Annotated in this window: 23 protein-coding genes and 1 pseudogene; 12 read left to right on the top strand and 12 right to left on the bottom strand. The window is 57.2% G+C overall.

The window, feature by feature from the left end; translation table 11 throughout:
* Nucleotides 1-92 precede the first annotated feature (92 nt).
* The 6 genes and pseudogenes from EP867_RS15015 to EP867_RS14990 all read left to right on the top strand — a co-directional run bounded on the left by EP867_RS15015 (nt 93) and on the right by EP867_RS14990 (nt 5,597).
* Complete coding sequence (locus tag EP867_RS15015) at nt 93-533, top strand: hypothetical protein (protein WP_128490298.1); 441 nt, start codon at nt 93-95, stop codon at nt 531-533.
* Between the two features lie 2 nt (nt 534-535).
* A pseudogene (locus EP867_RS15010) lies at nt 536-985 on the top strand (integrase core domain-containing protein); the annotation flags it as partial.
* Between the two features lie 101 nt (nt 986-1,086).
* Nucleotides 1,087-1,305 carry a hypothetical protein gene (locus EP867_RS15005; RefSeq protein WP_058249588.1) on the top strand — a complete coding sequence of 73 codons (219 nt, stop codon included), beginning with the start codon at nt 1,087-1,089 and terminating at the stop codon, nt 1,303-1,305.
* Between the two features lie 269 nt (nt 1,306-1,574).
* Nucleotides 1,575-2,591 carry an HlyD family efflux transporter periplasmic adaptor subunit gene (locus EP867_RS15000; protein ID WP_164888892.1) on the top strand — a complete coding sequence of 339 codons (1,017 nt, stop codon included), beginning with the start codon at nt 1,575-1,577 and terminating at the stop codon, nt 2,589-2,591.
* Nucleotides 2,588-4,141, top strand: coding sequence for an FUSC family protein (locus EP867_RS14995; RefSeq protein WP_128490296.1), 1,554 nt, complete (start codon nt 2,588-2,590; stop codon nt 4,139-4,141). The genes EP867_RS15000 and EP867_RS14995 overlap by 4 nt, the downstream gene beginning before the upstream one ends.
* Nucleotides 4,125-5,597, top strand: coding sequence for a TolC family protein (locus EP867_RS14990; protein WP_164888891.1), 1,473 nt, complete (start codon nt 4,125-4,127; stop codon nt 5,595-5,597). The genes EP867_RS14995 and EP867_RS14990 overlap by 17 nt, the downstream gene beginning before the upstream one ends.
* 405 nt (nt 5,598-6,002) lie before the next feature.
* Here the strand turns inward: EP867_RS14990 and EP867_RS14985 are convergent, their stop codons facing one another.
* The 4 genes from EP867_RS14985 to EP867_RS14970 form a co-directional block, all read right to left on the bottom strand.
* Complete coding sequence (locus tag EP867_RS14985) at nt 6,003-6,473, bottom strand: hypothetical protein (RefSeq protein WP_128490294.1); 471 nt, start codon at nt 6,471-6,473, stop codon at nt 6,003-6,005.
* Nucleotides 6,474-6,631: 158 nt separating this feature from the next.
* Nucleotides 6,632-6,997: an H-NS histone family protein gene (locus tag EP867_RS14980; RefSeq protein WP_124964939.1), complete on the bottom strand. Its 366-nt coding sequence runs from the start codon at nt 6,995-6,997 to the stop codon at nt 6,632-6,634.
* 5 nt (nt 6,998-7,002) lie between these two features.
* Entirely contained in the window at nt 7,003-7,626 is a 624-nt protein-coding gene (locus EP867_RS14975; protein ID WP_124964938.1) for a hypothetical protein, read from the bottom strand.
* A 132-nt stretch (nt 7,627-7,758) separates the two neighbouring features.
* Complete coding sequence (locus EP867_RS14970; protein WP_128490293.1) at nt 7,759-8,022, bottom strand: hypothetical protein; 264 nt, start codon at nt 8,020-8,022, stop codon at nt 7,759-7,761.
* A gap of 499 nt (nt 8,023-8,521) precedes the next feature.
* On the opposite strand from EP867_RS14970, the gene EP867_RS14965 reads away from it, so the two are divergent.
* The 5 genes from EP867_RS14965 to EP867_RS14945 all read left to right on the top strand — a co-directional run bounded on the left by EP867_RS14965 (nt 8,522) and on the right by EP867_RS14945 (nt 11,102).
* Nucleotides 8,522-8,752 (top strand): hypothetical protein, encoded by a 231-nt coding sequence (locus EP867_RS14965; RefSeq protein WP_128490292.1) that lies wholly within the window; start codon nt 8,522-8,524, stop codon nt 8,750-8,752.
* Between the two features lie 34 nt (nt 8,753-8,786).
* The gene (locus EP867_RS14960; RefSeq protein WP_128490291.1) at nt 8,787-9,101 is read left to right on the top strand and encodes a hypothetical protein; all 315 of its coding nucleotides are present in this window, start codon (nt 8,787-8,789) and stop codon (nt 9,099-9,101) included.
* Nucleotides 9,102-9,596: 495 nt separating this feature from the next.
* Entirely contained in the window at nt 9,597-10,088 is a 492-nt protein-coding gene (locus tag EP867_RS14955) for a hypothetical protein (RefSeq protein WP_128490290.1), read from the top strand.
* Between the two features lie 37 nt (nt 10,089-10,125).
* A complete protein-coding gene (locus tag EP867_RS14950; protein WP_128490289.1) occupies nt 10,126-10,563 on the top strand; it encodes a hypothetical protein in 438 nt (145 codons plus the stop codon).
* A 62-nt stretch (nt 10,564-10,625) separates the two neighbouring features.
* Entirely contained in the window at nt 10,626-11,102 is a 477-nt protein-coding gene (locus EP867_RS14945; RefSeq protein WP_128490288.1) for a hypothetical protein, read from the top strand.
* A gap of 194 nt (nt 11,103-11,296) precedes the next feature.
* Here the strand turns inward: EP867_RS14945 and EP867_RS14940 are convergent, their stop codons facing one another.
* The 4 genes from EP867_RS14940 to traF all read right to left on the bottom strand — a co-directional run bounded on the left by EP867_RS14940 (nt 11,297) and on the right by traF (nt 18,409).
* Entirely contained in the window at nt 11,297-11,647 is a 351-nt protein-coding gene (locus tag EP867_RS14940; RefSeq protein WP_128490287.1) for a hypothetical protein, read from the bottom strand.
* Between the two features lie 518 nt (nt 11,648-12,165).
* Nucleotides 12,166-16,011 carry a conjugal transfer protein TraG N-terminal domain-containing protein gene (locus EP867_RS14935; protein WP_128490286.1) on the bottom strand — a complete coding sequence of 1,282 codons (3,846 nt, stop codon included), beginning with the start codon at nt 16,009-16,011 and terminating at the stop codon, nt 12,166-12,168.
* A gap of 14 nt (nt 16,012-16,025) precedes the next feature.
* Entirely contained in the window at nt 16,026-17,423 is a 1,398-nt protein-coding gene (locus EP867_RS14930) for a conjugal transfer protein TraH (RefSeq protein ID WP_128490285.1), read from the bottom strand.
* The gene (gene traF / locus EP867_RS14925) at nt 17,420-18,409 is read right to left on the bottom strand and encodes a conjugal transfer protein TraF (protein WP_164888890.1); all 990 of its coding nucleotides are present in this window, start codon (nt 18,407-18,409) and stop codon (nt 17,420-17,422) included. The genes EP867_RS14930 and traF overlap by 4 nt, the downstream gene beginning before the upstream one ends.
* Nucleotides 18,410-18,756: 347 nt before the next feature.
* Between traF and EP867_RS14920 the strand changes: the two genes are divergently transcribed.
* A complete protein-coding gene (locus tag EP867_RS14920; protein WP_128490283.1) occupies nt 18,757-19,200 on the top strand; it encodes a hypothetical protein in 444 nt (147 codons plus the stop codon).
* Nucleotides 19,201-19,535: 335 nt separating this feature from the next.
* Here the strand turns inward: EP867_RS14920 and EP867_RS14915 are convergent, their stop codons facing one another.
* From EP867_RS14915 to EP867_RS14900, 4 genes are all read right to left on the bottom strand, one after another.
* On the bottom strand, nt 19,536-20,684 hold the full coding sequence (locus EP867_RS14915) for a DUF7146 domain-containing protein (RefSeq protein WP_164888889.1): 1,149 nt from the start codon (nt 20,682-20,684) through the stop codon (nt 19,536-19,538).
* Nucleotides 20,685-20,745: 61 nt separating this feature from the next.
* Nucleotides 20,746-21,000, bottom strand: a complete 255-nt coding sequence (locus EP867_RS14910) for a hypothetical protein (RefSeq protein WP_128490281.1) — start codon at nt 20,998-21,000, stop codon at nt 20,746-20,748.
* 97 nt (nt 21,001-21,097) lie between these two features.
* Nucleotides 21,098-21,463 (bottom strand): hypothetical protein, encoded by a 366-nt coding sequence (locus tag EP867_RS14905; RefSeq protein WP_124964929.1) that lies wholly within the window; start codon nt 21,461-21,463, stop codon nt 21,098-21,100.
* A gap of 12 nt (nt 21,464-21,475) precedes the next feature.
* Entirely contained in the window at nt 21,476-22,000 is a 525-nt protein-coding gene (locus EP867_RS14900) for a hypothetical protein (protein ID WP_124964928.1), read from the bottom strand.
* Nucleotides 22,001-22,097: the final 97 nt, after the last annotated feature.

Raw genomic sequence — 22,097 nt, 5'->3', positions numbered from 1 at the left:
GACCCACCGCCTGATCAAAGCCGGTCAAAAGGGCAAGATTTTTGCCAACCTGCGCATCGGGGCTAAAGGTAGGTGTCAGATGGAGACTGCTCATGTTGAAATCCCAGAAACTGCTGCCGTTAGTATTTTGTCTGATGCCTTGTGTGGCGGGGGCCCAAACGGAGGCTGTGCTCTCCGAAATGTTCATGCGCACGAATATCCCAGTTGAGGACATCAAGAGCTCGATCGAAGCGTGCGATCTTAGCCAGCACTCTTTGAGCCTCTGTGCACTTGCAATGGCGGTTTCCGCTGAGCTGATTTTTGATGACCTACAACAAGAAATGCTGATCTTCAGGCCGACCGAATATACGAATTTCAAAGCTAAAATATGGACCGACTGCGAGAATACCGGTCAGGAGGCAGCTTACGGCCGGACCATGCTCGCAGCTGATGTTTCGCTATGTGTCGCTGCCGAATTCAGGGCACGCCACAGAGCTATGGTAGAGGTCCGGAGAATTGATGCCGCACCGCATCCACCTCATAAGTGGGACTAAACAGGGCCGTGGATGTCACCGACACGCTCGACATCGCTTTGGCAGCGTCAGGCTGCGACAGCGCCAAGGTTCTGCACAAACCCAGGCTGCTCAGCGATAATGGCTCGTCTTACATCGCTGCTGATCTGGCAGAATATCTCGAAGACAAAGGCATGAAGCACATTCGCGGCGCACCAATGCACCCCCAGACACAGGGAAAGATCGAAAGATGGCACCAGACCCTGAAGAACCGCATCTTGCTGGAAAACTACTTCCTCGAGGGCGAACTCGAAGCAGCCATCGCCGCCTTCATCGATCACTACAACAACAATCGCTACCACGAGAGCATCAGCAACCTAACCCCAGCTGACGTCTACTTTGGTCGCGGTGAAACCATCTTGGCTGAAAGGAGGCGCATCAAACAGCAGACCATCCAAAACCGCCGCTTGAACCACCAGCGTCAAGTGGCATAGCCTGAAACCGATGAGCCCAAGCCATCCGCTACAAAATCAGCGCGGCTGTTCCAAATCATTCGACGACGGACAACGGCTAAGACCATGTTTGGAGGTGCCAGATGACCCCGCGCGCGACCATCATCGGCCTGTTCGGCTCGTCCTTTCCGGTCTGGATCTTTGCGGCGCTGGCCGGGGTCGGTGTGGCGCTGATCCTGCGCGAGATCCTCGTGCTGACTGGCCTGTCGCGGCATCTGCCAGCCGCCGCCGTCTTCTATCCCGCCGTGGCCCTCTTGGCCGGTATCGGCATGAATTACCTCTGGATCGGGAGCTATGGATGAGCGCCGCGCAGGACGAGCCCAAGCCGCAGGTCACCGCTCCGGTGCCGGAGGCAAATGCCACAGCTGATAGCAAGGGTGTTGCCGGCACTGCACTTCCGGACCCCGTGGAGCACCCGCCCGAGGTCAGTGCCGGTCCTGCCGTATCGACGGATCAGGATGATGGCCGGGCTTCGCCGTCTCAATCGGCGGAGGTCACGCCGTCACGGTCGGAGACGCCTTCGCCAGTTCCGCGCCCCTGGGTCGGCGCTATCCTTCGCCTTGTGGTCCTCGTGACGGCTCTCGCCGCCGCCGCTGCCGCCGTCTGGGCATGGCGGCAATCGGCCAGCCACCCCTCGACCGATGCCGCTGAGATCAGTGCCCCGGTCACCGGCATTTCCGCCATCGTGCCCGGTCTGGTGATCGAGGTCGCCGTCAGCGAAAGCGCCAGGGTCGCCGCAGGTGATCTGCTGTTCCGCATCGACCCCGAGCCCTATCAACTGGAACTCGATCAGGCGCGCGCGGCATTGGCCGCGGCAGAGTCCGAGCTGCGGCAGGGCGAGGGCAATCTGGCGCTGCAACAATCCAACGCCGATGTCGCCAACAGCCAGATCGAGCGCGCCACCGCCAATCTGGAACTGGCGCAGCAGACCTTGAACCGGCTCGAACCCTTGCTGGCGCAGGGCTATGTCACTGCGCAAGAGGTCGATGCCGCGCGGACCGCCTTGCGCGATGCCACGGTCACCTTGGCGCAGTCGCAAAGCCATGCGCAGGGGACAGACGCCTTTGTCGGCACGCTGGACACCCGCCGCGCACAGGTCGATGTCGCCCGCGCCTCGGTTGCTTTGGCCGAGCGCAACCTGCGCAACACCGAGGTGCGTGCCCCGACCGACGGTGTGCTGGCGGGGATGACGCTCACGGCGGGCGAATTCGTGGTCTCGGGCGTCACGCTGTTCTCGCTGATCGACGACAGCCATTGGCGGGTAAGCGCCTTGTTCCGCGAAACCGACCTGCCGAACATCCGCATCGGCGACCGGGCGCGGGTGTTCCTGCTGGCCGCGCCGGATCTGATGATCGAGGGCGTGGTCGGTGGCATCGGCTGGGGCGTGCGGTCCTCGGAAGAGGCGCAGCTTTTGGGCCTGCCCTTGGTCGCCAGCAAGCTGGACTGGGTGCGCGCCGCCCGCCGCTTTCCGGTCGAGATCGAGCTGGAGCATCCGCCGGAAGGGCTGGTGCGGCTGGGCGCTTCGGTCTCGGTCCGCATCATCGGGCCAGAGGAAGGCGCCGTCGGGGAAAGCGGCACCGGCCAATGAGCGTTGCCACCGCCATTGCCCCTGCCATCACCACCCCGCCCGAGACATTCGCAGAACGCATCGCGCGCGAGGATCGGGCGGATCGGCTGCGCGGGGCATTGACCCTGACCGGGCTGGTGATGGTGACGGTGTTTCTCGCCATGGCGATGCGGGTGCCCGAGGCGGCGCTCTCCTGCTATATCCTGTTCTTCGCCCACCGCGACAACGCAGGTGACAGCATCATGACCGCTGTCCGGCTGAGCGCCGCCGCGACTTTGGCGATCCTCCTGGCGATCCCCCTCTTGAATGCGGTGATGGGCGATCCGATGCTGCGGCTGGCCGCCATCGCCGGCTTTGCCTTTCTCGGCATGTTCCTGTCGCAGGCCAGCCGGCTTGGTCCCCTGGCGGCGACGGCGGGATTTGTCTTTGCCTTCATGCTGACGCTGGTCGATCTGATCCCGGTGCCAGAACTCATGTCGCAGGCGATGCGCTGGATGTGGGTGGTGCTGGTCCTGCCACTGGGGCTGATGGCGGTCTGGGCAGCTTTGGCCGGTGTCCGGCCCGAAGTGCTGTTGCGCCGCCAGATCGCACGGCGAGAGGCCGCCAGTGACGTGCCCCATACGCCCGAGGCGCAGAGGCTTCTGGACGAGGGGCTGGCGCGCAGCGACGAGTGGTTGAAGTTCGCCCGCATCCTTGGCGCGGCACGGGGGGCCGATGCCGAGGCTCTCGCCCGCGCCGATGACGACAGCTACTTCCGGCTGGCTCTGGCCGAGGCGGGTGCCGCTCCCCGCGCATCCTCCGGGTCGTCAGCGCCCGAGAAGGCGCCGCTCTTCCGGCCAGATGCCTTCAGCGATCCGCGCCACCTGCGCTTCGCACTGAAGTGCCTTGTCGCCGTCCTGATCACCTATGGCTTTTACGCGGCCTTCAACCTCTTTTCGATCCATACGGCGATGATCACTGTGTTCTATGTGGCCCTCGGCTCGCGCGGCGAGACGCATCACCGGCTGGCCCTGCGGCTGATCGGTTGCCTGATCGGCGCGGTCGCCGGAATTCTGGTGATGACGCTTTTGATGCCGTGGATGACCGATATCGGCCATTTGCTGATCGTCACCGGCGCCGTCACCTTCGTCGCAGCCTGGATCGCCTTGGGCGGCGAGCGGGTGTCCTATGCCGGATGGCAGATGGCGCTTTGCTTCTATCTGGTAGTGCTGGCCGGGTTCTCACCCCCGGCGAGTATCGACGCGAGCCTGAGCCGGATCATCGGCATCCTGTTCGGCAGCGCGGTTGTCTGGTTTGTCTTCACCGCACTTTGGCCGGTCCATGCGCGCGATGATGCGCAGGCGGCTTTGGCGGAATTGTCTGCGGCCCTCGCATCAAACCCGCCCGCCACCAATGGCCGTGAAGTGGCGCGGCTGCGCGAACCTCTGGCCCGCGCGCGGCGACTGGCCGGGCTGGCCGTCCTTGAGCGGCAACCGGGGCTGGCGCAGGAACTTGCCGAGGCCACGGCTCAGCTGCACTTTTATCTCAGACAGAGCCACGCGAAGGAGGACGATCATGTCCAAGCCGCATAATGCCCTTCTGGCCTGCGGGCTGGTCATGCTGACAGCCTGCGCGCCGCCGGATACCGCGTCGCTGGCCCCGGCCTCGCCTGATGCGCCGCCGCCGGGGCAGAGCGGGTTCCTGCTAGCCCCGGACAGCCGGGTCATGGCCGATGCCGCGCCGCGCCCAAGCGCGCAGCCCGGCCAGACCTATGCCTTGGCGACATTGATCGATATGGCGCAGCGCAACAATCCCGAGACCCGCGCCGCATGGGAGCGGACGCGGCAGGCCGCCGCCGCGGTCGGGCTGGTCGAGGCGAGCTATCTGCCGCAGATCTCGGCGCAGATCCTCACCGGCTGGCAGCGTGCCGAAGGGGCGGGGATCGAGGACGGGCTGGGGCTTTTGCCGCAGGGCAATGTCACCGGCGATATCGGAGTGACCACGGCATCGGTCTCGGTCCGCTGGCTTTTGTTCGACTTTGGCCGCCGCGATGCTGCCCGCGCCGGGGCCGAAGAGCTGTCCTTTGCCGCCAATGTCGCCTTCACCGGCGTGCATCAACTTCTGATCCACAATGTCACGCAGGCCTATTACGACCTGCAGGCGGCGCAGGCGCGCGAGGGCATCCAGCGCGCCCGTCTGAGCGCCGCGCACGAGATCGCCGCCATGGCGCAGGCGCGGCGCGCGCAGGAGCTGGCGACCGTCACCGAAGAGGCGCAGGCCGGGCAACTGGTCTCGCAGGCGCGCTTTGACCTGACCCGCGCCGAGGCGGAAACCGCCGCCGCCAACGTCCGGCTGGCCACCCTGACCGGACTGTCGCCCGCGACACGCATCGGCATCAATCCGGGCGACACGCTGGCCCTGCCCGCGCGGCCCCCGGCCGAGCTGAACCGCTTCCTTGCCGATACGCTCTCGCGCCGCCCCGATCTGCAGGCCGCCTTTGCCCGCGCCCGCGCCAGCGAGGCGAATGTGGCCTTGGTCGAGGCTTCGTTCCGGCCGCAGATCGTCGCCAGCGCCGCGCTCGGCCATCGCTGGACCTCGGGGCAACTGAGCGATGACCGGGTGCCGGTCGGGCTGGACCATGCCAGCGACCGCGATTTCGGCAGGGTCTTTGTCGGCGTGAACATCCCGATCTGGGACGGCAATGCCCGCGCCATGCGGCTTGAGGCGGCGCAGGCCGACCACAATGCCGCTCTGGCGCAGGCCGAATACCTGCGCAGCAGCGCAGAGGGTGAAATCATCGCCGCCTATGAGGCGCTGAAGGCGGCTTTGGCCGCCAATCAGGCGGCGGGTGATCTGGTCCGCACCTCGCGTGTGACCTATGACGCCGCACGCTCGATGGCCGATCAGGGGTTGCTGACAGTGCGCGAGGTCGATACGGCGCTGCGCCTGCTCTATGATGCGCAGATCGCCGAGGTCGAGGCGCGTCATGCCATCCGATCATCGGCCGCGATGCTGGCCTTTGCCAGCGGCCAGATCGCGGGAGGTTGAGGCGGCCTAGCTGTCTGCGACCATATCGGCAGGGCGCCAACCCGGCGGTTTGTCAGGGTCGGCGAGGTCCAACACCAAGTTCAGGTGATTGCGGTCAGGCTCTTGCCGCAGCTCGAGCGGGTCGGGGGCAAGGGCTGCAAGAGATTCGGCCTGCGTCTGGCAAGGCGCGGTTTCAGCCACACCACGGCTGATGAACAGCTTGGCCCTTTGACATGGCTTACATAGAGCTGCGATCAAAGCGTGGCGTCGTTATGCTTCATCATGAGCTGCTGCCGGTTTCGTGGACATCGGGTTAAGCTAGCATAGCGTGGGCTTCGAACTCCATGGGGCTGATGTAGCCTAGGTGCGCGAGTGCCGTTAAGGCTTCCCCCACACGAAGCTAAATTTCAGTTCTGCAGTGGTGCCTCAGTGTTGTGTGCTGTTGAATTTCGTTTTTATCCATTCCGCCCGCGGAACGCTGCCTGCCTCAATCTGCAGAGCGCGTCCAAGCCCGCAGGAAGCTCTCATTAGCACCTTGGCGGGTAAGTCCCGTTCATCTGATGCGAAAAACTCGGTCGTGAAAGTTGTCTGATGACGGTAGCCGTCGGCATCCTTCACAGCGGAGAGGTCGAAGCGCATGCGCTCGCCGCCATAGGTGAAATGCAGTCCTACCCTGATGCCATCAAGTGTGCCACGGCCATTCCAGAACAAGATCAGAAACGGCCTCTTGTGGAACTCATTGTTCTCAAGGATCCACGTTTCGATGTTCATGGCTCTTAGATGTTCGCCAAGGTGCCTGAAGGCGGGAAAGATCGCTGTGTTTTGGATCTCCGGCCAACCAAGATAGCTGTTCCCTGAGGGGCGCAGATCAAAGACTTTCGCGCTGCCATCTGTCATCAGACACATCCTTGGAACTAATGCGCCAAAATTACCCGAGTCTGCTGCCTCATAATACTTGGCTGTTATGAGGTATAGGTTTTCGTGCTCCTTTCAAGCAAGAAAAAAGCTGTCACAGGCGATACTGTGACAGCTCCGTGCGGCTTCCTGCGATCTGTCTATTCGACTCTCAGTTCATCCATCGTCATACCACCCTCAAGCAGATCCTCGATCCATGTGGGCGTTCTCCCTCTGCCAGTCCATGAAAGAGACCGGTTGTAGGGGTGCTGATACTTGATCTTGGGCGCCTTTTTAGCGCGAGTTGCCCGAGCCTGTTTCTTAGTCTCACTTTTTTGGAGACCACTGATAACGTCGGCCACATCGACGCCGTACTTATCAGCAACTTGCTGGGCCTCGGCCAAGGCCTTCTCGACCTGCAACTTGTAATAATCGTCCACAGCTGAGTTGATAATTTTCTGCAGTTCTTTGAGCTCTTCGAGCGGCAGATCACGCAAATCTTCTCGCGTGAGCAATGGGGCAGACATATTCTTCACTTCTTAGGCTTAAAGGGCTTCGTATGGTCTCCCAAGCCGAAGAAAACGCTATGATTAGGATCTTCCTCCAGAACCTCTTCGAGCGTTTTCGAAGCCTTCACTTCGCCTTTTGTATAGAGCTCATCCCAAATCTCAGAGGGGTCGCGCTTGAACATTTCGGCCACTTTTAAGCGAATTTCATGGTTCGCAGTGGTCCCGTAAATGTGGTTGGTGAGGATACGATAGCTGATCCCAAGTATCTCAGCCAGATCGTGAAGCTTCATGTCATTCATGCGCAGAAGCGCACGAACACGGGCTGAAGGGGCCATTTCTGCCCATTCTTTTTTCGAGATCGCATATGCTGGCTTAACCCGCGTTCCGCCGCCGGCACCGCGAGGGCGTGCCTGAAGGTAGACGGGATCCCAGACTTTTTCCGGGTCCAGGTTGAGAGCATGGGCAATTTTCTTACGGATCTCGATAGAACGCGGTCCGACACCGGAAGTGCATCGCACTGCAACCGAAAGCTTATCAGTACGGGGTTCACCGATCAGCTGGGCGATAGTCTCGAAGTTGAGGCGTTTCTGTTTCATCGCTTCACGGATTATCTCGTGTGGTTGCTTAAGCTTGTCGTTCTTCTCCATAGCGATGCTTTCACTAACCTGTTGTCGAGACTGCATTTTTTTAACAAATTACGCAGCCCGATCTTTTGAGTCAATCTCCCCAGAGAATTTGCCGCATTTTAGGCAGGAAATAGTCCGGAAAACTGGTGTGGATCACTCCAACATGTAGTTCTGATGAATGGCAGTAGCAAGATTTTCTTCAAAGTTCAGAACCTGTTGGTAGAGGTCATCCAAGTATTCAACGCGCTCCATGTCACCTTCGTTGCCTGCTTCAGTCATGTCTTCCAGAACAGCTTTTCTAAGCAAGCCGAAGCTTTCCAAAGCTTCCTTGGTCACGAAATCATCCTCAAGGATCTCAAGTTCCCGGGCTTCTTCTGCAGTGATACCATTAAACTTTTTCATCACATAAAGCGGCATATTTGATCCTCGGCTTTGTCAGAGCCAATTCCTCTGCTATGTTTTATCACAATGCCGTAACCTACGAGCACAAGATGAGATGACTTCCACCGCTATAAGAAATCAAGGCTTGAATGCTCGTGGAAGCACAAAAGTTTACCTAGCGTTAACTGTATGCGGGTGCTTTTTCGTCATCGGTTGCCTGTCACGGGGTGTGTATGCGCAAACACCAGAGGCGCCAGACGTGACGCGGCAGGAATTAAATGAAGCCTGCATAAGGCCTTACCCACCAGAGCCCTCGCATTATGAGTCCGCAGCGGCTTTTAATGCGGCCAAGGAGCTCTACTATCGTGAGGCAAGTGTCTACGTTTCGGACTGCATCGATAAATGGATCTCTGAGAGCCGAAGGATGTATGAAGAGATGTTTCGCGCGGAAGCGGAGAGCTACCAGCGGGATCGGCAGGACGTTCTGGATGAAATGCGTGACTCAGCGCACAGTCGTTTCTAAGGGAGGTAGATTATGACCCCAAAACCCACCATTACCACCGCAGCCTCCGCCCCATCCGGCCAGTCGGTGCTCAAAGTAACCTACCGCAGTGACTGGCGGCTGAAGATCGTGATCTTCCTTTTGCTCATGGTCCTCGCTTACCTCGTTTTCACTTTTGCAAGCATGGTCCCACAGGCCCGAGCCCATTTTATTGATCTTCTTCTTAACCCGAGGCTCGATTTTTTTATGTCATCGCGTCTATGAAGAATTCAATTGGCACAAAGACATCCGGAGCCCTATGTCGCAAGCCTCTACCGTATTGAAAAAACTTGTCGGGATCGGAACGATCGTCTTAGGGATCCCGTTTCTTGCCGCATGTTCCTGGTGTCTTATGGTCAAGGACTGGCACCAAGGTACGCTTATGGAGGGCCTTTCCTTTGGCATCCTGATCTTGTTGCTTGCCATGCCAGGACTGCTTTACCGCCCGAACAGGGCCGCCGGATTCGGGATAGCTGCCGTTATCCTTCTTTTGATCACCCTCTTCGGCTTTGTTGTCTTCACAGGCGTCATTTCGTTTATTTTTGATATATTTACGCGGCCACGCGTGGCCTAGTGTAAAAGCCATAGACCCAATGGTCGCTGCTTGAATTGACTGAGGCTGCAAGAACTGGCTGCCAAACATTTTGGCAGTAAGTGACGTAGAAGGCCAAGGTCTTTGACTTATCTGCCGTCTAAGCAATAGGCAGATAGGGATAGGGCTATGTTAGCTATCAGAACAACCAACGTCGTACAGGGCGCTCATTATGTACCCGTTTCACGGCTGCTTATAGCGGCCGCCACTGCACTAGCCACGGCGCTGTCCATACCCGCGTCCCTTCTTGCCCAAGAAGTCAGCGTCAGAAGCGAAGTACGGTCGTATAACATCACCGCTTTGCAGGAACTGCCCCCTGCACCTGCGACTGCGCATCACAATTGCACAAGTCCGGCGCCCATCAGTCCTGCAGCCCGGACCGTGACCGCTTTGGGATGGCAGGTTGTCCATGAAAGCGACCTCGCCCCCTTTCATGCTGTTACATTCGTTGGGCAATCTAACAGTGGCAGTGCGGGTATGTGTGCCTATGGCGAGAGCAATGTCGCTATCTACCGTGGTGATAAGCTGGAAGCCCTGATCTGGGCGGCATTCGAAGAAGAAATTCCTATCATAATGGCTGTGCCGATCGAGGACAGGCTCTTGCGCCTCTATGCAGCTGATTATGTGAATTACCCCGTAGCTGATCTGGTGTTTGCCGAGAATGACACGCTTGTTTTGCGTGAACTGCCCCAAACCGATAGGTACTGCTCAGGCAAGGTCCCCCTGCCCGTTGGCTGGGGCAAGTCGCTGAAAGCCGAGTTAAGCGCGCTTAATGCAGCAGGTTGGAGCGCACGTTCTGCGGAGAAAGGAAAACTTGCCCCAGTAGAATGTTCAGGATCCGGCGCTGGCTACTGTGTCTACATGTTTGACCATGAGGGCGCAGAACTGAAGCTAACGACCTATGGGGGGGAGGCTCAGGCGAATGGCCCTGCCATCGCCGACTACGAGGTGACATGCAGCCCCCTATGAGCCACTGCCCCAAATTACCTCGGAAAGTTTGATATATATGAAAAATTGGGCATTTAACGCGCTCTTGGCGCTACCGATCGCACTGGCCAGCCAAGCGATGATTTCCCTTCTGCTCGTCATGATTGATCCCGACGGTGATCGGCTGGGCCAGCATACAAGCTATGCCATCATCGCCGCGCAGGTTGTAATTTTTGCTGTCGCCACGCTGCATCTTGCAAAATTTCCATCGATCCGGCGCAAGATAGAAAGTCTCTTGATCTGGGCGGGCCTCGTGCTGTTAACGACAATCCCTCTGTTACTGGGGTTCATGATGATCGAAGCCTCTGCCGATACCAGTCCAGACAAAGGCGGCGCAGTGGCGGCCTTCTTCATGCTCATCATCTTTGGCGGTGCTTATGGCGGGCTTGGGGCGATCCTGTTGATCGTAGGTTTAGTGCAAAGGCGGAACCGCAAAGCCACCCAGCGACTGACCTGATAATAACGGGCTGGTGACAAAGTTCTATCCATCCCAAGTCACACAGAAAATTGGAGACCTTCATGCGAATTTTTTCGTCATTGGTGCTCGTGAGCTTGATCACGCCGCAACTGGCCTTTGCGCAGGAACGCTTACTCGTTGATTTGCCACTAGGTCAGGTCAGTATCGCTATGGATAAGGACTTCGCTGCCATCGCCAAAAGTCCCTCTGTTCGGGGCACCGTGCTGATTGATACAGCCTATGCCCCGAAACTGAAGGCCACACATAAAAATAGCATTCTCCTCGAAGTCTCTCCTGGAGGGAATGCCTGTCCGGTTGATTATGTCTGGCTGACACTGAGCGAAAGCGATCTGAAACTCAGCGACTACACCAACAGCTGCTCGGAAGGTGCGCAGGTGGTTGAAACCGATGGCTATCCGAGACTGGTTGTCGATGACATAAATGACCCGCAAAACCGCTACAGCTACGATTTTGACGGTACAGCCTTGTCGAGCAGACAAATTGACCCCGAGACTCCTGCCGTCGGCAACGACCCCTGATCCTTCTTGTATTTGGTGGGCGTGAGCGAATTCTGCCCACCTCTCAGGAAATATTCTGCGCAGACCAGATAGCTGATCCGCGCAATTCCGCCTTACCATAGCCAGAAGATGACGCATTCCGCGCTGAGCATGAACAGCTCATCGGTAGCATCATGTCCGTCACTGAGGAATCTGACCGAGATTGGGGCCCGTCCTCATTTCGTCTGGTACCAAATGTATGCGACGCCGAAGGGGGCGATGAACACGGCGAAGCTGAAAAGCACAACATTTATCAGCAATTTAGCCGGATATAGCAGGATCATGGGCAAGATGAGGAATGTGTCGCCCAAGACCAGAGCTTTCAGCTCATCCCAAACCAGCTTTGCAAATGGAAAGACCACCAGGCAGAGGCTGAAGTATGCGATCGTGCCCGCGCTCCCGGCTGCAGCCTTGTTCCCCTGCATGACAGTGTAGATTATGAGCGCCAGGAAGAGTGCGCCAATCAAGTAAGCCCTGACCATGTAGCGTGCGTTAACGCCGCCCAGAATCCTTTTAAAACTTTGCATACCGTTCCTTCTCACATGACCAGGCGGCTTAAAACATGACGCCGGGAAAAGGTACAGCTCGGCCCACTCAGACCGGGTGTAATCAGCAACTTTAGGAACATCCTCAAGCTCTTACGGGCTTTGTGGCGCAGCTGCACCAAATCGAGCCTGTTCCTGCTGATAGTGGACCCAAAAATAGGATTTTCGTTGAAATAGCTGCGAACAGGCCCAATGTCTTTGTCAGGCCATTATCTCAAAGGAGGTCCATATGTTCGCCAAAGCGCTGCGCGGCCTCCGCCGCCTTGCCATCCGGTTCGATGCCTGGATGACTGAAAAGCCCAAATCTTATGAAAAATCTATACCCAGTGATCTCGAAGCAAGTATTCGCGTACGCAATGCTAGGGTCCGGCACCAGCTTGTAGATCGTGCTGGATGCATTCGTCCTGCAGGGTCGCTTCCGCACACGCATTGGCCATGACTCCCTGTCCCATCATCTATAAAGAATAAGGGCCCTCAATTTCTCATTGAGGGCCCTTTTTTTAGCTTTGAGCCGATGGGGCGGCGGCGGCTTTTTCAAGAACTGCCCTGACCCTCTCGGGAGACACCCCTGCCCTGTTACCCTGCACCTTATCGTAATAGCTGGCCTCGGGGTTTGGACCTGTCATCTTGGGTAAGATTGCCCATTCCTGAGAGAGACTGTGGGCGTACCCGTCCACGTTCCCGTTCTCTGATAGGCTGCTCAGCCCACGTGCATTCAACAGATACACCCCCAGTCTGTCCTGAGCCTCTGGCGTAAAGCGGTCGCTTTCACTCAGGCCCGCGCCCCGAACTGCTTTGACAAATGTTCCCTCAGGATCACTGCCGCCTGTCATCTGGTATCGGCCGGCAGCCCGCGTCTCCACGCCTCTGATCCTGCCGTCCTGCCACTGCATGACTTCACCGATCGTCATCTCCGTCAGCGGCTGAGCTGGTGGGTTTCTAGCGGATGCCCTTTCAAAATCATCGTAGCCTCTCGGGGCCTCAAGGCTTCCGACGAAAGATAAGATCAGGTCTTCTTTGGTCCCTGCTGGCAGTGTGGTCCCGCCGCCTTCTAAGGTGCCGCGGCCAACTGGGTTGGGGTTCTTGCTCCATTGGACGCCAGCACCCGATGCATTCAGTCCCTCTTGACCAGTCTCATGCGTCAGTTGCTGTGTGAGAGCACCAAGCTGGTACTCCGCAACGCCGCGCATGTAATCTCGGTTCGTGAACCCAGATGCCCCCAAAGCCTGAAGCTTTGAGGAGGTTTCAGGACTTGCCAAGACAGGATCAGCCTCTTCCATTTTGCTCAGCATTGTTGAAAAGCGGGCCGCCAGAACCTCGTCTCCAACGTTGTCCGCACCTGCCCTCAAACCACTGAGAGCCATGTATGTGGCCACGTCCGTCGCGCCGCCTATCGTCCCCTTCTCCACCTGCTGCGACAGGTAGTTATTGAGCATCGTATCAGCTTTCTGCTCGACAACATCCGCGCTCCCTTCAGTCACATCCGGGTATCTGGCGCCTGCCGAGTAGGCCAAATCCTCATAGTTGCTCTCAAACGCTTTTCTATCCACGGCTGACATGGATCCCAAAAGCGTACTGAAGAAAGTTGAGGCAAAGCCCTTTTCTTTAAGGGATTCTGCAAACGTCAGCTTGTTACCATCAATAGGCCCGTGCTGTTCTTCAATGCGATTGGAAACCGCTGACAAGACACCGTTCAACTGCCCAGGCGTCATGTCTTCGAACGGGGCTCCGATCCGTCTCTGCATCTCATCCAGAACTTCCGCAGGTTTCCCCATCGTCGGATCAAGATCTTTGAGGGCATTCTGCACGACTTCCCCGTCGAGGCGGAAACCTCTCCCGGCTCCCATGTAAGCGTCGCGCAACTGTTCAGGATCCACGCGGTCAAAGCTCTGCAGGTTATTCAGATCCGGACCTGCTTCGCGCCCCTGTGCTGTACCGAGGCCGGCGAAGCGCATAATGTCATCCGAGACAGCGTTGATCGCATCACGACGTTCCTGGCCGGTCTGAGTGTCATCTGCGTACAGCATGCCATTTAGTCCCTGCATCACATAGTGTGCTGCAAATGCATAGCGTGCCTCTTCCGCATTTCTGCCCGAGAAGAGTTGGTTCAGCTGGCGCTCATTACTGTCCATAAACTGATCAACTTCTTGGTTCAGACGTGCGTCATAGACAGCCTGTTTCGTCATCGACATAGCGTTGGCGTTGTTTGCCATCAGCGAGGAAATCTCAGACAGCTTGAATTCCTGGCTGGCGCGCTGGAATGTCATGTCCTGTCGAGAGTTTGTCTCTGACTCGCTGTTGCTCCAGCTGGCCTGCTGCGTTTCAGTAGCACCCTCAGTTTTTTGGTTACTTTCACTGATGCCAGCCGTGTTGATCGTGCTCTTAGTGTCGGTCTCACTGAGAGATCGGCTGCCATCCACTCTTCCCGCGGTATTGGATGTAACAGCAGTGCCGAGATTGTAGCCGATCCTATTGCTATCACCCTCTTTATAACTGTCGCTCCATTTCACGTCGGCACCGGCCCCGAGTGAAGCTGCTCCGCTAGGGCCAGTACCCAGCCCAAAGCCAAGACTTCCGGACCCCGATACCCCCGCACGCCTGTCAAAACTGGTGGAACTTCCGATTGCTACTGATCGATCACCAGAAGAACTAGCACCTGCATCTGTTGAGGTTCCGAAGCTGTACTGCAGGCCGTTACTTACTGTTGACGCATCAGAGGCCACTTGTGAGTTGGTCGCGCTGTTTAGTCGTGTCGTGCCCTTTGCGCTATTGAAGCCTGTGCTTGTTCCGATAGATCCCGTACCCGCAAAGGCTGCCACTTCTGCTGCCGAGAATGCAGATGTGACGCCGTGGCCAAGCGAAACCGTGACGTCACCCAGTTTATTGGCGTCCGTCGCAATGGCAGTGCCCTGAGACATAGGCGTGTACTGGTAGGCCGAGCTGAACACGTTAACCGGATCGCGTTTGAGCGTATCCGGGGCGTTTTTCTTGGGATCGTAGTGCTCCCCGCCGGACATATCGCGCTGCATGGACGTAGCGAGAGCCGACGATGTGCCGAATACAAGGAACATCGAGAGCGCCGTGGCCAGCGACAGATAGAGATAGCCCACGTCCTGAAGCCGGGTCACTTCCGTGAGGAATGAATTGACCGAGCTAATGCTTATGAATGCCGTAATGCCGATGGCATCCAGCGAGGCGTCAAGGAAGCCCATCACGATCAAAAGTGTCGGATACCAGAACTGTACCCACACCAGCATCCAGAAGTATTTGGCTGCAGTTTTGCCTCCCAATGGCCCGATCATCATCAAAAGCAGGACAAGGGGCATGACGCTCAGGGACCAGATCTCAATGAATGAGATCGTTGTCGCCATGGTTTCGAAGATGATTGCAGCTGTGCCGTAGTTCTTCTCGCGTCTCTGGTTCAGAGCGTCATCGAGGGCGGCCTGATGCGAGCCGCCGCCCGCTGCGCCAACAAAATGAGCCGGCGCCCTTTGCACGGCGTTGGCCCATGCCACCCCCGCATAGAAGCGAGGCAGATCACTGACAACGCTTTCGAGGGCAGCCTGATAGCGCAGACCTGTCGTTGTATCGTTCTGATACTTGCTGAAAAATTCATTAACGGCCGCATTCAGTGCTGCTTGATATTCGGCAGACTCGAAGCCTTCCATGAGCAGATCGTAGTGCTCTTCGCATTCATAGGCCCGCCCGTTTGAGGCTGCGACCGTCATGAAGTAACCCGTCACGCGGTAGGTCGAGAAATCCCGCCAGTTGATCCGAGAGTATTTCGTTTCAACGTCGGCCAGCTTGTCCTGAGACTTCAGGCACCGATCCACATAGATCATCGTGTCTTTGACAGGTGACAGCCCGTTCGCGAAGGTCGCGGCCGGGCCGTGAAACTGCTCTTCCGTTATGATTTGCCGATAGACCAGTGGCGCGCGCAGGGCCAGCAAATGGCCGTTGTCCATGGTGATGGCCGTGTCCTCAAGGCCAAGGTTTTCCGTCAGCATGTCGCTGAGTCCAGCCCCGATCGTGGTGATGATCGAGATAGGGGCGGCGAAGCCGATCGGCAGATCATCGACCCTTGAGAGCCCGCCGTTCTTATCCTCAATCACGAGATCCACACGGGGCAGGATCATCAGGACCGCAACCATGATCGGCCAGAAGAAGGTGGCCATCGTGAATTGGCCCCCTCTGAAAATCGACACAAAAAGTGCCACGATCAAGCCAATGACCGCCGCCAGCTTGGCAGCCACATCGAAGGCTCCGCCGTCAAAGATCATGGCGATCTGGCTCAGGATCCTTGTCACAAGGATCACGTCACTGAAGGTGTAAGCCACCATTTCCATTGGTCCCGTCCCCCTCAGCGCAGCGGTGAATGGTTGCGCACGAGGTATTCGTGCGTGTTCATAAAGGTGGTCATCATTTCGGCCGGGATTGCCGTGCGCTCGCCTATGACTGCCAGCTCGGCATTGATGCGCTCGATGGAGCGGGCAAAGTCGTTGCGGCGCCAATCGTCTGCGTATGCCGTCTCATACTTCTGCGACGACACGGCCTGATCGACGGCAACAATCACATCAGAGACGAAAATGACGGCCAGTTCATAGGCAAGGCGACCTTTCACTTCATTGAAGAAATCATAGGCCGCAGTCGTGCCCGGAGGGCTGGCTTCAGCGATCGACAGCAGCATGGTGCCATAATTTCCAAGCCGGCCGATGAGGGTCACAGAGTCCGCGTCTGTGCCGCCGCCGTTAATGATGCGGAACAGCACCGAGTTGGGGTCCGTGGGCCCCGAACCGACCAGAGCTGTCTCAAGCATGCGCTCAAGCCCGGTCAGCTGAACGTTGGTTGATGAGGGCGAAAGGCAGCGGGTTGTGGTGTCGCAGCGCAAAACACGGGCACTGCTGTTGCCATATACCAGATCGCGCACCGTCAGCTTGCCGCCAGCAACTGCTGGCGTGACATTCCGACTTGGATTGCCCGCTGAGTCATCAACCGGCCCTGAAAGGATCACGGTGCCGGTCAGGGTCATAAGGGCTTCCATCAGAGAGCGGTCGCCGGAGTTGAACCAGCCCTGCACCCCACTGGTCTGCATTGCCTCCCAGACCACGTTGGTCTCGAATTTGTCGTAATCCCTGCTGCCGCTTGCGTTGGTGGCGCTAAGGGATCCGACAGTAGAGGTCAGCGAGCCCCAGAAAGCATCGAAGGCGTCGTTGAACCCGGAAGCGATTGAGGTCGTTTGCATCCCCTTCACGTCCGAGAGCTCAAGTGCGGCGATCCCGCCGTTCACGATACCCTTGGCCAACTGGCAGGAGTTGCCCGTGAACTGGTTCATTTCCTGAATGACCCTTTGGAGCTGGCTCATGATCGTGGAGCACTGTTCGCAGATGTTTTTCAGGGCTAGGTGGAAGGCGTAACCGGCTGCGTTCTGAGCAACGCTGCGCAAAAGTGCGATGAACTGCTCTTTATTGATCATGCTAAAAGAGCCACCAAATAGGTCGATGCCACCGCAACCCGCCTGGAAGCTCGGCGGGGTGAAGTTGATGACGTTCACGTTCATCACTCGCCCGCGGACGTAGATCGATCCTCCATAGAAGCCGCCACGCCTTGCCGTCTGCACCGATCCGGGGCTGTTAACCTGCACGTTTGCTCCGAGCATGTTTGACAGGGAACTTTCCAGATCGGCACTGGCAGGGCTTGCCGATTGGAGAGCGATTGTTGCGGCCATCGCCGCTGCAAGGAACTTCCTGCGGATCTTCATTGGGTTGCCTCCATCGCGTCGAGGTGCAGGCCGAACGGCCGCAGGTGTTGATCGGCTTGTCTGAGAATTTCGGGGAGTTCGCCTGTGCTTGTGGGGCCAACCTCACTCACGCGGGGATTAATGGCCTGGGTCTTTCGGAACTGTTCATCACTGATGAGGCCGGAGCGCCGCGCCACCAGAAGGATGCGATCTGCGATTTCAGCCCCGCCCGTGGGATTCCATGTGACAGGGATGAATGTGTTGCCTTGCGGGGCCGCGATGAATACTGCCCCACCGTTTGCGACCCCCAGCTGCTCTGAGATACCGGCATCAAAGCTTTGGTTTGGGGAGATCTCAGGGGGCAGCAACGTGCCATCCAGCGAGACGCTTTGCCAAACGAGGCCGTGGGTCTGCTGCATCCTGAAGAAATTCTCGCCCATCAGCGCACAGCTGCTGCAGTTTCGGTCCATGAACATCACGAGGGCATGGGTTTTGAAAAAGTCGGTCAGGACTTCGCGCTTTCGTTCCTCGGCCGCTTCTTCCAGCGCTTTGGCGAAAGAATCCTGTCTCGGCCGGCGCCTGCCTTCATCCAGCTCAGGGTGGCCGGTTGTGACCATTTTGGAAACTTCGGCAAAGACTTCTGACTTATCGATGGCCTGCTTTTGCAGGAGGAAGTACCTCTCGATATTTTCTGGTGTCGGATCGTCCATCGCAACATCGAGAGCAACAGGCATAGCTTCACGCAGGAAGGCTACGCTTCCAGGCTGTAGCGGCGGTGCAGGTGGGGGTTGCGGCTCTGGGGGAAGCTCGACGGTTTCTTCTGGCATCGGTGGCGGCGGCGGCAGCGGCAGCGGCTCAGGTTCTTCAACAGGTTCAGGATCAGGAGGCGGATCTTTGTACCAGAACCAACCCTCCGAGCTTCTGTTGAAGTAGCTGCCTTCCTGACCTGCTGCTGGGAAAGCGAGCGCGGCGAAGGCTACTGATAGTGCAAGCTGTCTTACCGCCATATCAAGTTTCCATAAAATAGCCGAGGAATAGGAATATGAATAGCAGAACGCGAAGGCCTTGGAAGCCATAGAATGTGGTGGGTAGGGGCAAGCGGCTACATTTTGGAGATGCTGATGTTAGAAAGGCTAATGCAGGAGCCGGCGTGCGGGTGCATGTTCTCATGCAATTCGGCGCTCAATCTCGCTAACTTTCGGCATCTGCCCGCATGTGGATGCCACAGTCACGAAGAGCCCAAAGCTGCCGATCACATGAGCCACAGCCCATCACCAGCTTTCCCGCGTTACTCTCCAAGAACTTCGTCGTCCATTACGTCTATTGATAGGCGTTGTACGGGAAGGTGCTTGTGATGAATGGTCTGAAACTGTTGCCCTTGGCTCTTTGTCTTCTGCCGTGTCTGGCTTTTGCCCAGGCAGAGGCTGTACTCCTCGAAATGTCCAAGCGCTCGCATATCCCTGTCGATGATATCAAGGCTTCGATCGAAGTGTGCGAGCTAAACCAGCGTTCAATGAACCTCTGCGCGCTTGGATTAGCTGTTTCCGCTGAGCTTGCATTCGACGCGCTGCAAGACGAATTTCACATGTTCACACCCGAGGAATATGCGGCTTTCAAAGCCAAGGTCTGGTTGGACTGCGAGGAGGCAGGGAAAGCTGTAGCTGACAGAGGAACCATGCTCGCCGCCGAGATTTCCTTGTGCATCGCAGCTGAGTACAGGGCCCGGCACAGAGCTATGGTCGAAATTCAAAGGATCGAGGCGCAACCGCATCCGCCTCATAAGTGGGACTGGCCCTGAGGCGCTGGAACTTTGGTTCGATACTCATAAAAATCGCCTAAACTGCAGCGCTTCGCTCAGCATCACTCATAAACTTTCCAAGTTTCTGGTTCTGATGAGCGCTTAGATTTTCATCATGAGCGGCAGCTTTGTCCGCATAACGGTCTGTCAGAGAACACGGTGCGGTGCCGAAGCTAAATGCGATCTCATGCTGTTCTGTGACGAGACGGGGCGCCGAACGACATGAGAACCTGCATGCGGGGCAGTGCTGCAGCGTCACCCGTTAAAATCGGGCGGCATCTTCTGCTCTCGCGATAAAAGACAAAAAAAAAAGAGCCCACACGGGGCTCTTTGGGTCAGTAAACCTCAGTTTGCTCGCTGAGGCCTGAGTAGGCTTCAGCAATTTCTTCGAAGCCACATTCAAGTAGCACGTCATTCCAGTCCTCTTTCTCCGTATCAAGGAAATCGGGGACCAAAATGCGGCATTTGAGGCCCATATCCTGAAGACGTTCCTTCAGTTCAAGGGCGTGGCGTATTCCGGCTTCATTGGCATCCCTGTCGGCCCAGACTGTGACATATCTGGTGCCTTCAGGTGGCATCCACTTGCTCATCAGGGTGGTGTACCCCGCTGCAAAAATGGAGTGGCCTGTGCTGTAAGCGATGGCAACGGCAGTCTCAATGCCTTCACAGACATTCGCATGTTCGGTGAAGGGAGCACGACCATTGATGCGTACAGCGCCATTCAGACGGGCTTCTAATCTCCCGAGGATTTTCTTGTTTTTTTCCACGGAAGCTTTTTGCGGCTTGTTCGGATCAAGGTAGATCCGGTGAAGCCCTGCCATTTCGCCGTCAACCGTGTGCATCACTGATACAAGGCCGGGGAAGTAAACAGGAGTATTCTCCTCATCTTCCACCTTTTCGTAAAACAGACGCTCGTTGAACCTCATGTTTTCCTGAGCAGCCAAGAGGTCAAAATCATCAGCTCCCCTTGTCTCAGTGAGATACCGGATGGCGTGATGATCTTCAGGCAGTTCGGACAGAGGTACGCTGTCATCCCAGATCTTGTTGAGCAGCCATAGCCGCTTTTTGATCGCTTCGGGATCACTGCGTTCGTCGTAAATGGGCTCTTTGGGGCGCGGCCGTGGAGCCGTGCGTTGGACTTTTTCGCCCCTTCCCAGTCCGAAATACTCTTCGAGGATCCGCAGAGCATGCTTCGGATTGTTTTCCTGACCTTCAAGGAAGCAGATCAGGTCAATTCCAGTCGGGAAAGTGCCGCAGGTATTGCAGACGCCACCGCCAGTCTTGATGAAGTCGTCGAAAACACGAAATCCGTCTGCTCTGGGCCCCTTGGTCGAGTGGTGCACAGGGCAGGCGCATCGTGCCAGTCCGGGTCTGGAAATCGCTTTTGCGATTGAAGGGTAAAGGCTTCCGATAATGGAATCCCATTGCCCCTCAGCGAGCTCCTTCACTCGGTCGAAACCAGATTGAGTCATAGCATGAGCCATAATCAAATCCTTTCCGGGCCATTTCCGCATGGGGACAAGGCCCCATAGCGGGTTGTGAAGTTCACTCGGTTGCACGAGCGAGTGAGAGATTGGGTTCTGGCGTTTCAACAGCGTTTTGCTGAGCAAAATGCTCCTGCATCATCGTGTTAAACTGCCTGAACGTCACGGGACGGCCGTCGATCCGGGTGAAGTATTCATCAGCATGAGGATCTGGCAGCATTGGGCTGCTCAGGTCTTTCAGACATTGATTACGCTGTGCCGATGCAGCTGCATTGAGACGACGTGAGACCGAACGGACGAGATGGGTGAGTTTCATAGCGCGGCTCCAAAAAAAAGGGGGAGCCGCCCCTGTGGGGAAACTCCCCAAAGGGTGTGCTGACAGGTCAGCGGGTGGATTGATCAGACTGGACCGATCAGAGGATCAGGCCGCCATGGTCATTGATGATTTCAACGAGAATGGCTGTCGGGACATAGTTGTAAGTGCCCTCTTCAGGCGGGATGCCTTCTTCATGCAGAAGGTAAGGCATCAGGCGCGGCTCAGGCCTTGAGAGCAAACCGCATTCGACAGAGATGTAAGGCCCCTCAAGCGAGCGAGGCTCGCACCGATGGAAGTCGCTGGCTTGCGCCGAGAGACTGAAGCCGTCTGCACAGTATAGACGCGGGACCGTTTTCAGGCGGTCCCTTCTGTGCATCTCACTGCCTTTCAACAGCGCTTGGATGCTGTCTGTGGTTTGCAGTTCTGCGCCAAAGAGGCTCATAGCAGGGTCAAAGCGTCCCATATGAACCTCCCGTCAAAGGGTAAAGATGGTGAAAGCGATCGCAGCTGCGGAGCTGACCACGAGTGTCAGCAGGAACAGCTTCACGAGCTTTCCAGCCTGATAGGGGGCTGAACCTTTGACTGCTTCAACCAGATCCTTGGCGTGACTGAGTTCTTTTTTCAGATCCGCAATTTCTTGCTCGGCTGTTTCCAGTTCCTCAATCTTCTTCGCAAGGGCACGCTCAAGATCGGATTTCTCGATCTTGAAGCGCAGTTCGTCCTGCGCCCGATCCCGCGCAATGCGGTGCAGGCTGTCATTGAGTGCGTCGTAACGCGCAGACAGCATTGCGACCTCAGCAGGATCAGCAAGATTCACGGTTGCCGAAGTGCCCAGGCTCAGCTGTTCCGTGTCATCAGCTTGCGCTTCAACACGGATCGTCCGGCGAGAACGTTTCGGAGTAGCTTTAGGTTGTTCCATCTTTTCGATTACGCTTGTTTCGTCAGGGTTACTGCCATCGAACGCAGCGAAACGAGCGATGCCGGGCTTTTTCATGGTCATGGTGGATGCTCCAAAAAAAAGGGGTCCACCCCCAAACGGGATAGGAACCCCGTGTGGGATAGCGCGCAAGACGCGCTGGATTGAAAAATTCAGGCAT

This window comes from Falsigemmobacter intermedius (assembly GCF_004054105.1).
GTDB lineage: Bacteria > Pseudomonadota > Alphaproteobacteria > Rhodobacterales > Rhodobacteraceae > Wagnerdoeblera > Wagnerdoeblera intermedia.
Note: the sequence above shows the minus strand (reverse complement) of the source record. Positions and strands in the feature narration are given on the sequence as shown.

Coding starts and splice junctions, on each gene's coding strand:
- EP867_RS15015 (WP_128490298.1), top strand. CDS start 93: ATGTTGAAATCCCAGAAACTGCTGCCGTTAGTATTTTGTCTGATGCCT.
- EP867_RS15005 (WP_058249588.1), top strand. CDS start 1,087: ATGACCCCGCGCGCGACCATCATCGGCCTGTTCGGCTCGTCCTTTCCG.
- EP867_RS14995 (WP_128490296.1), top strand. CDS start 2,588: ATGAGCGTTGCCACCGCCATTGCCCCTGCCATCACCACCCCGCCCGAG.
- EP867_RS14990 (WP_164888891.1), top strand. CDS start 4,125: ATGTCCAAGCCGCATAATGCCCTTCTGGCCTGCGGGCTGGTCATGCTG.
- EP867_RS14985 (WP_128490294.1), bottom strand. CDS start 6,473: ATGACAGATGGCAGCGCGAAAGTCTTTGATCTGCGCCCCTCAGGGAAC.
- EP867_RS14980 (WP_124964939.1), bottom strand. CDS start 6,997: ATGTCTGCCCCATTGCTCACGCGAGAAGATTTGCGTGATCTGCCGCTC.
- EP867_RS14975 (WP_124964938.1), bottom strand. CDS start 7,626: ATGGAGAAGAACGACAAGCTTAAGCAACCACACGAGATAATCCGTGAA.
- EP867_RS14970 (WP_128490293.1), bottom strand. CDS start 8,022: ATGCCGCTTTATGTGATGAAAAAGTTTAATGGTATCACTGCAGAAGAA.
- EP867_RS14965 (WP_128490292.1), top strand. CDS start 8,522: ATGACCCCAAAACCCACCATTACCACCGCAGCCTCCGCCCCATCCGGC.
- EP867_RS14960 (WP_128490291.1), top strand. CDS start 8,787: ATGTCGCAAGCCTCTACCGTATTGAAAAAACTTGTCGGGATCGGAACG.
- EP867_RS14955 (WP_128490290.1), top strand. CDS start 9,597: ATGTGTGCCTATGGCGAGAGCAATGTCGCTATCTACCGTGGTGATAAG.
- EP867_RS14950 (WP_128490289.1), top strand. CDS start 10,126: ATGAAAAATTGGGCATTTAACGCGCTCTTGGCGCTACCGATCGCACTG.
- EP867_RS14945 (WP_128490288.1), top strand. CDS start 10,626: ATGCGAATTTTTTCGTCATTGGTGCTCGTGAGCTTGATCACGCCGCAA.
- EP867_RS14940 (WP_128490287.1), bottom strand. CDS start 11,647: ATGCAAAGTTTTAAAAGGATTCTGGGCGGCGTTAACGCACGCTACATG.
- EP867_RS14935 (WP_128490286.1), bottom strand. CDS start 16,011: ATGGAAATGGTGGCTTACACCTTCAGTGACGTGATCCTTGTGACAAGG.
- EP867_RS14930 (WP_128490285.1), bottom strand. CDS start 17,423: ATGAAGATCCGCAGGAAGTTCCTTGCAGCGGCGATGGCCGCAACAATC.
- traF (WP_164888890.1), bottom strand. CDS start 18,409: ATGGCGGTAAGACAGCTTGCACTATCAGTAGCCTTCGCCGCGCTCGCT.
- EP867_RS14920 (WP_128490283.1), top strand. CDS start 18,757: ATGAATGGTCTGAAACTGTTGCCCTTGGCTCTTTGTCTTCTGCCGTGT.
- EP867_RS14915 (WP_164888889.1), bottom strand. CDS start 20,684: ATGGCTCATGCTATGACTCAATCTGGTTTCGACCGAGTGAAGGAGCTC.
- EP867_RS14910 (WP_128490281.1), bottom strand. CDS start 21,000: ATGAAACTCACCCATCTCGTCCGTTCGGTCTCACGTCGTCTCAATGCA.
- EP867_RS14905 (WP_124964929.1), bottom strand. CDS start 21,463: ATGGGACGCTTTGACCCTGCTATGAGCCTCTTTGGCGCAGAACTGCAA.
- EP867_RS14900 (WP_124964928.1), bottom strand. CDS start 22,000: ATGACCATGAAAAAGCCCGGCATCGCTCGTTTCGCTGCGTTCGATGGC.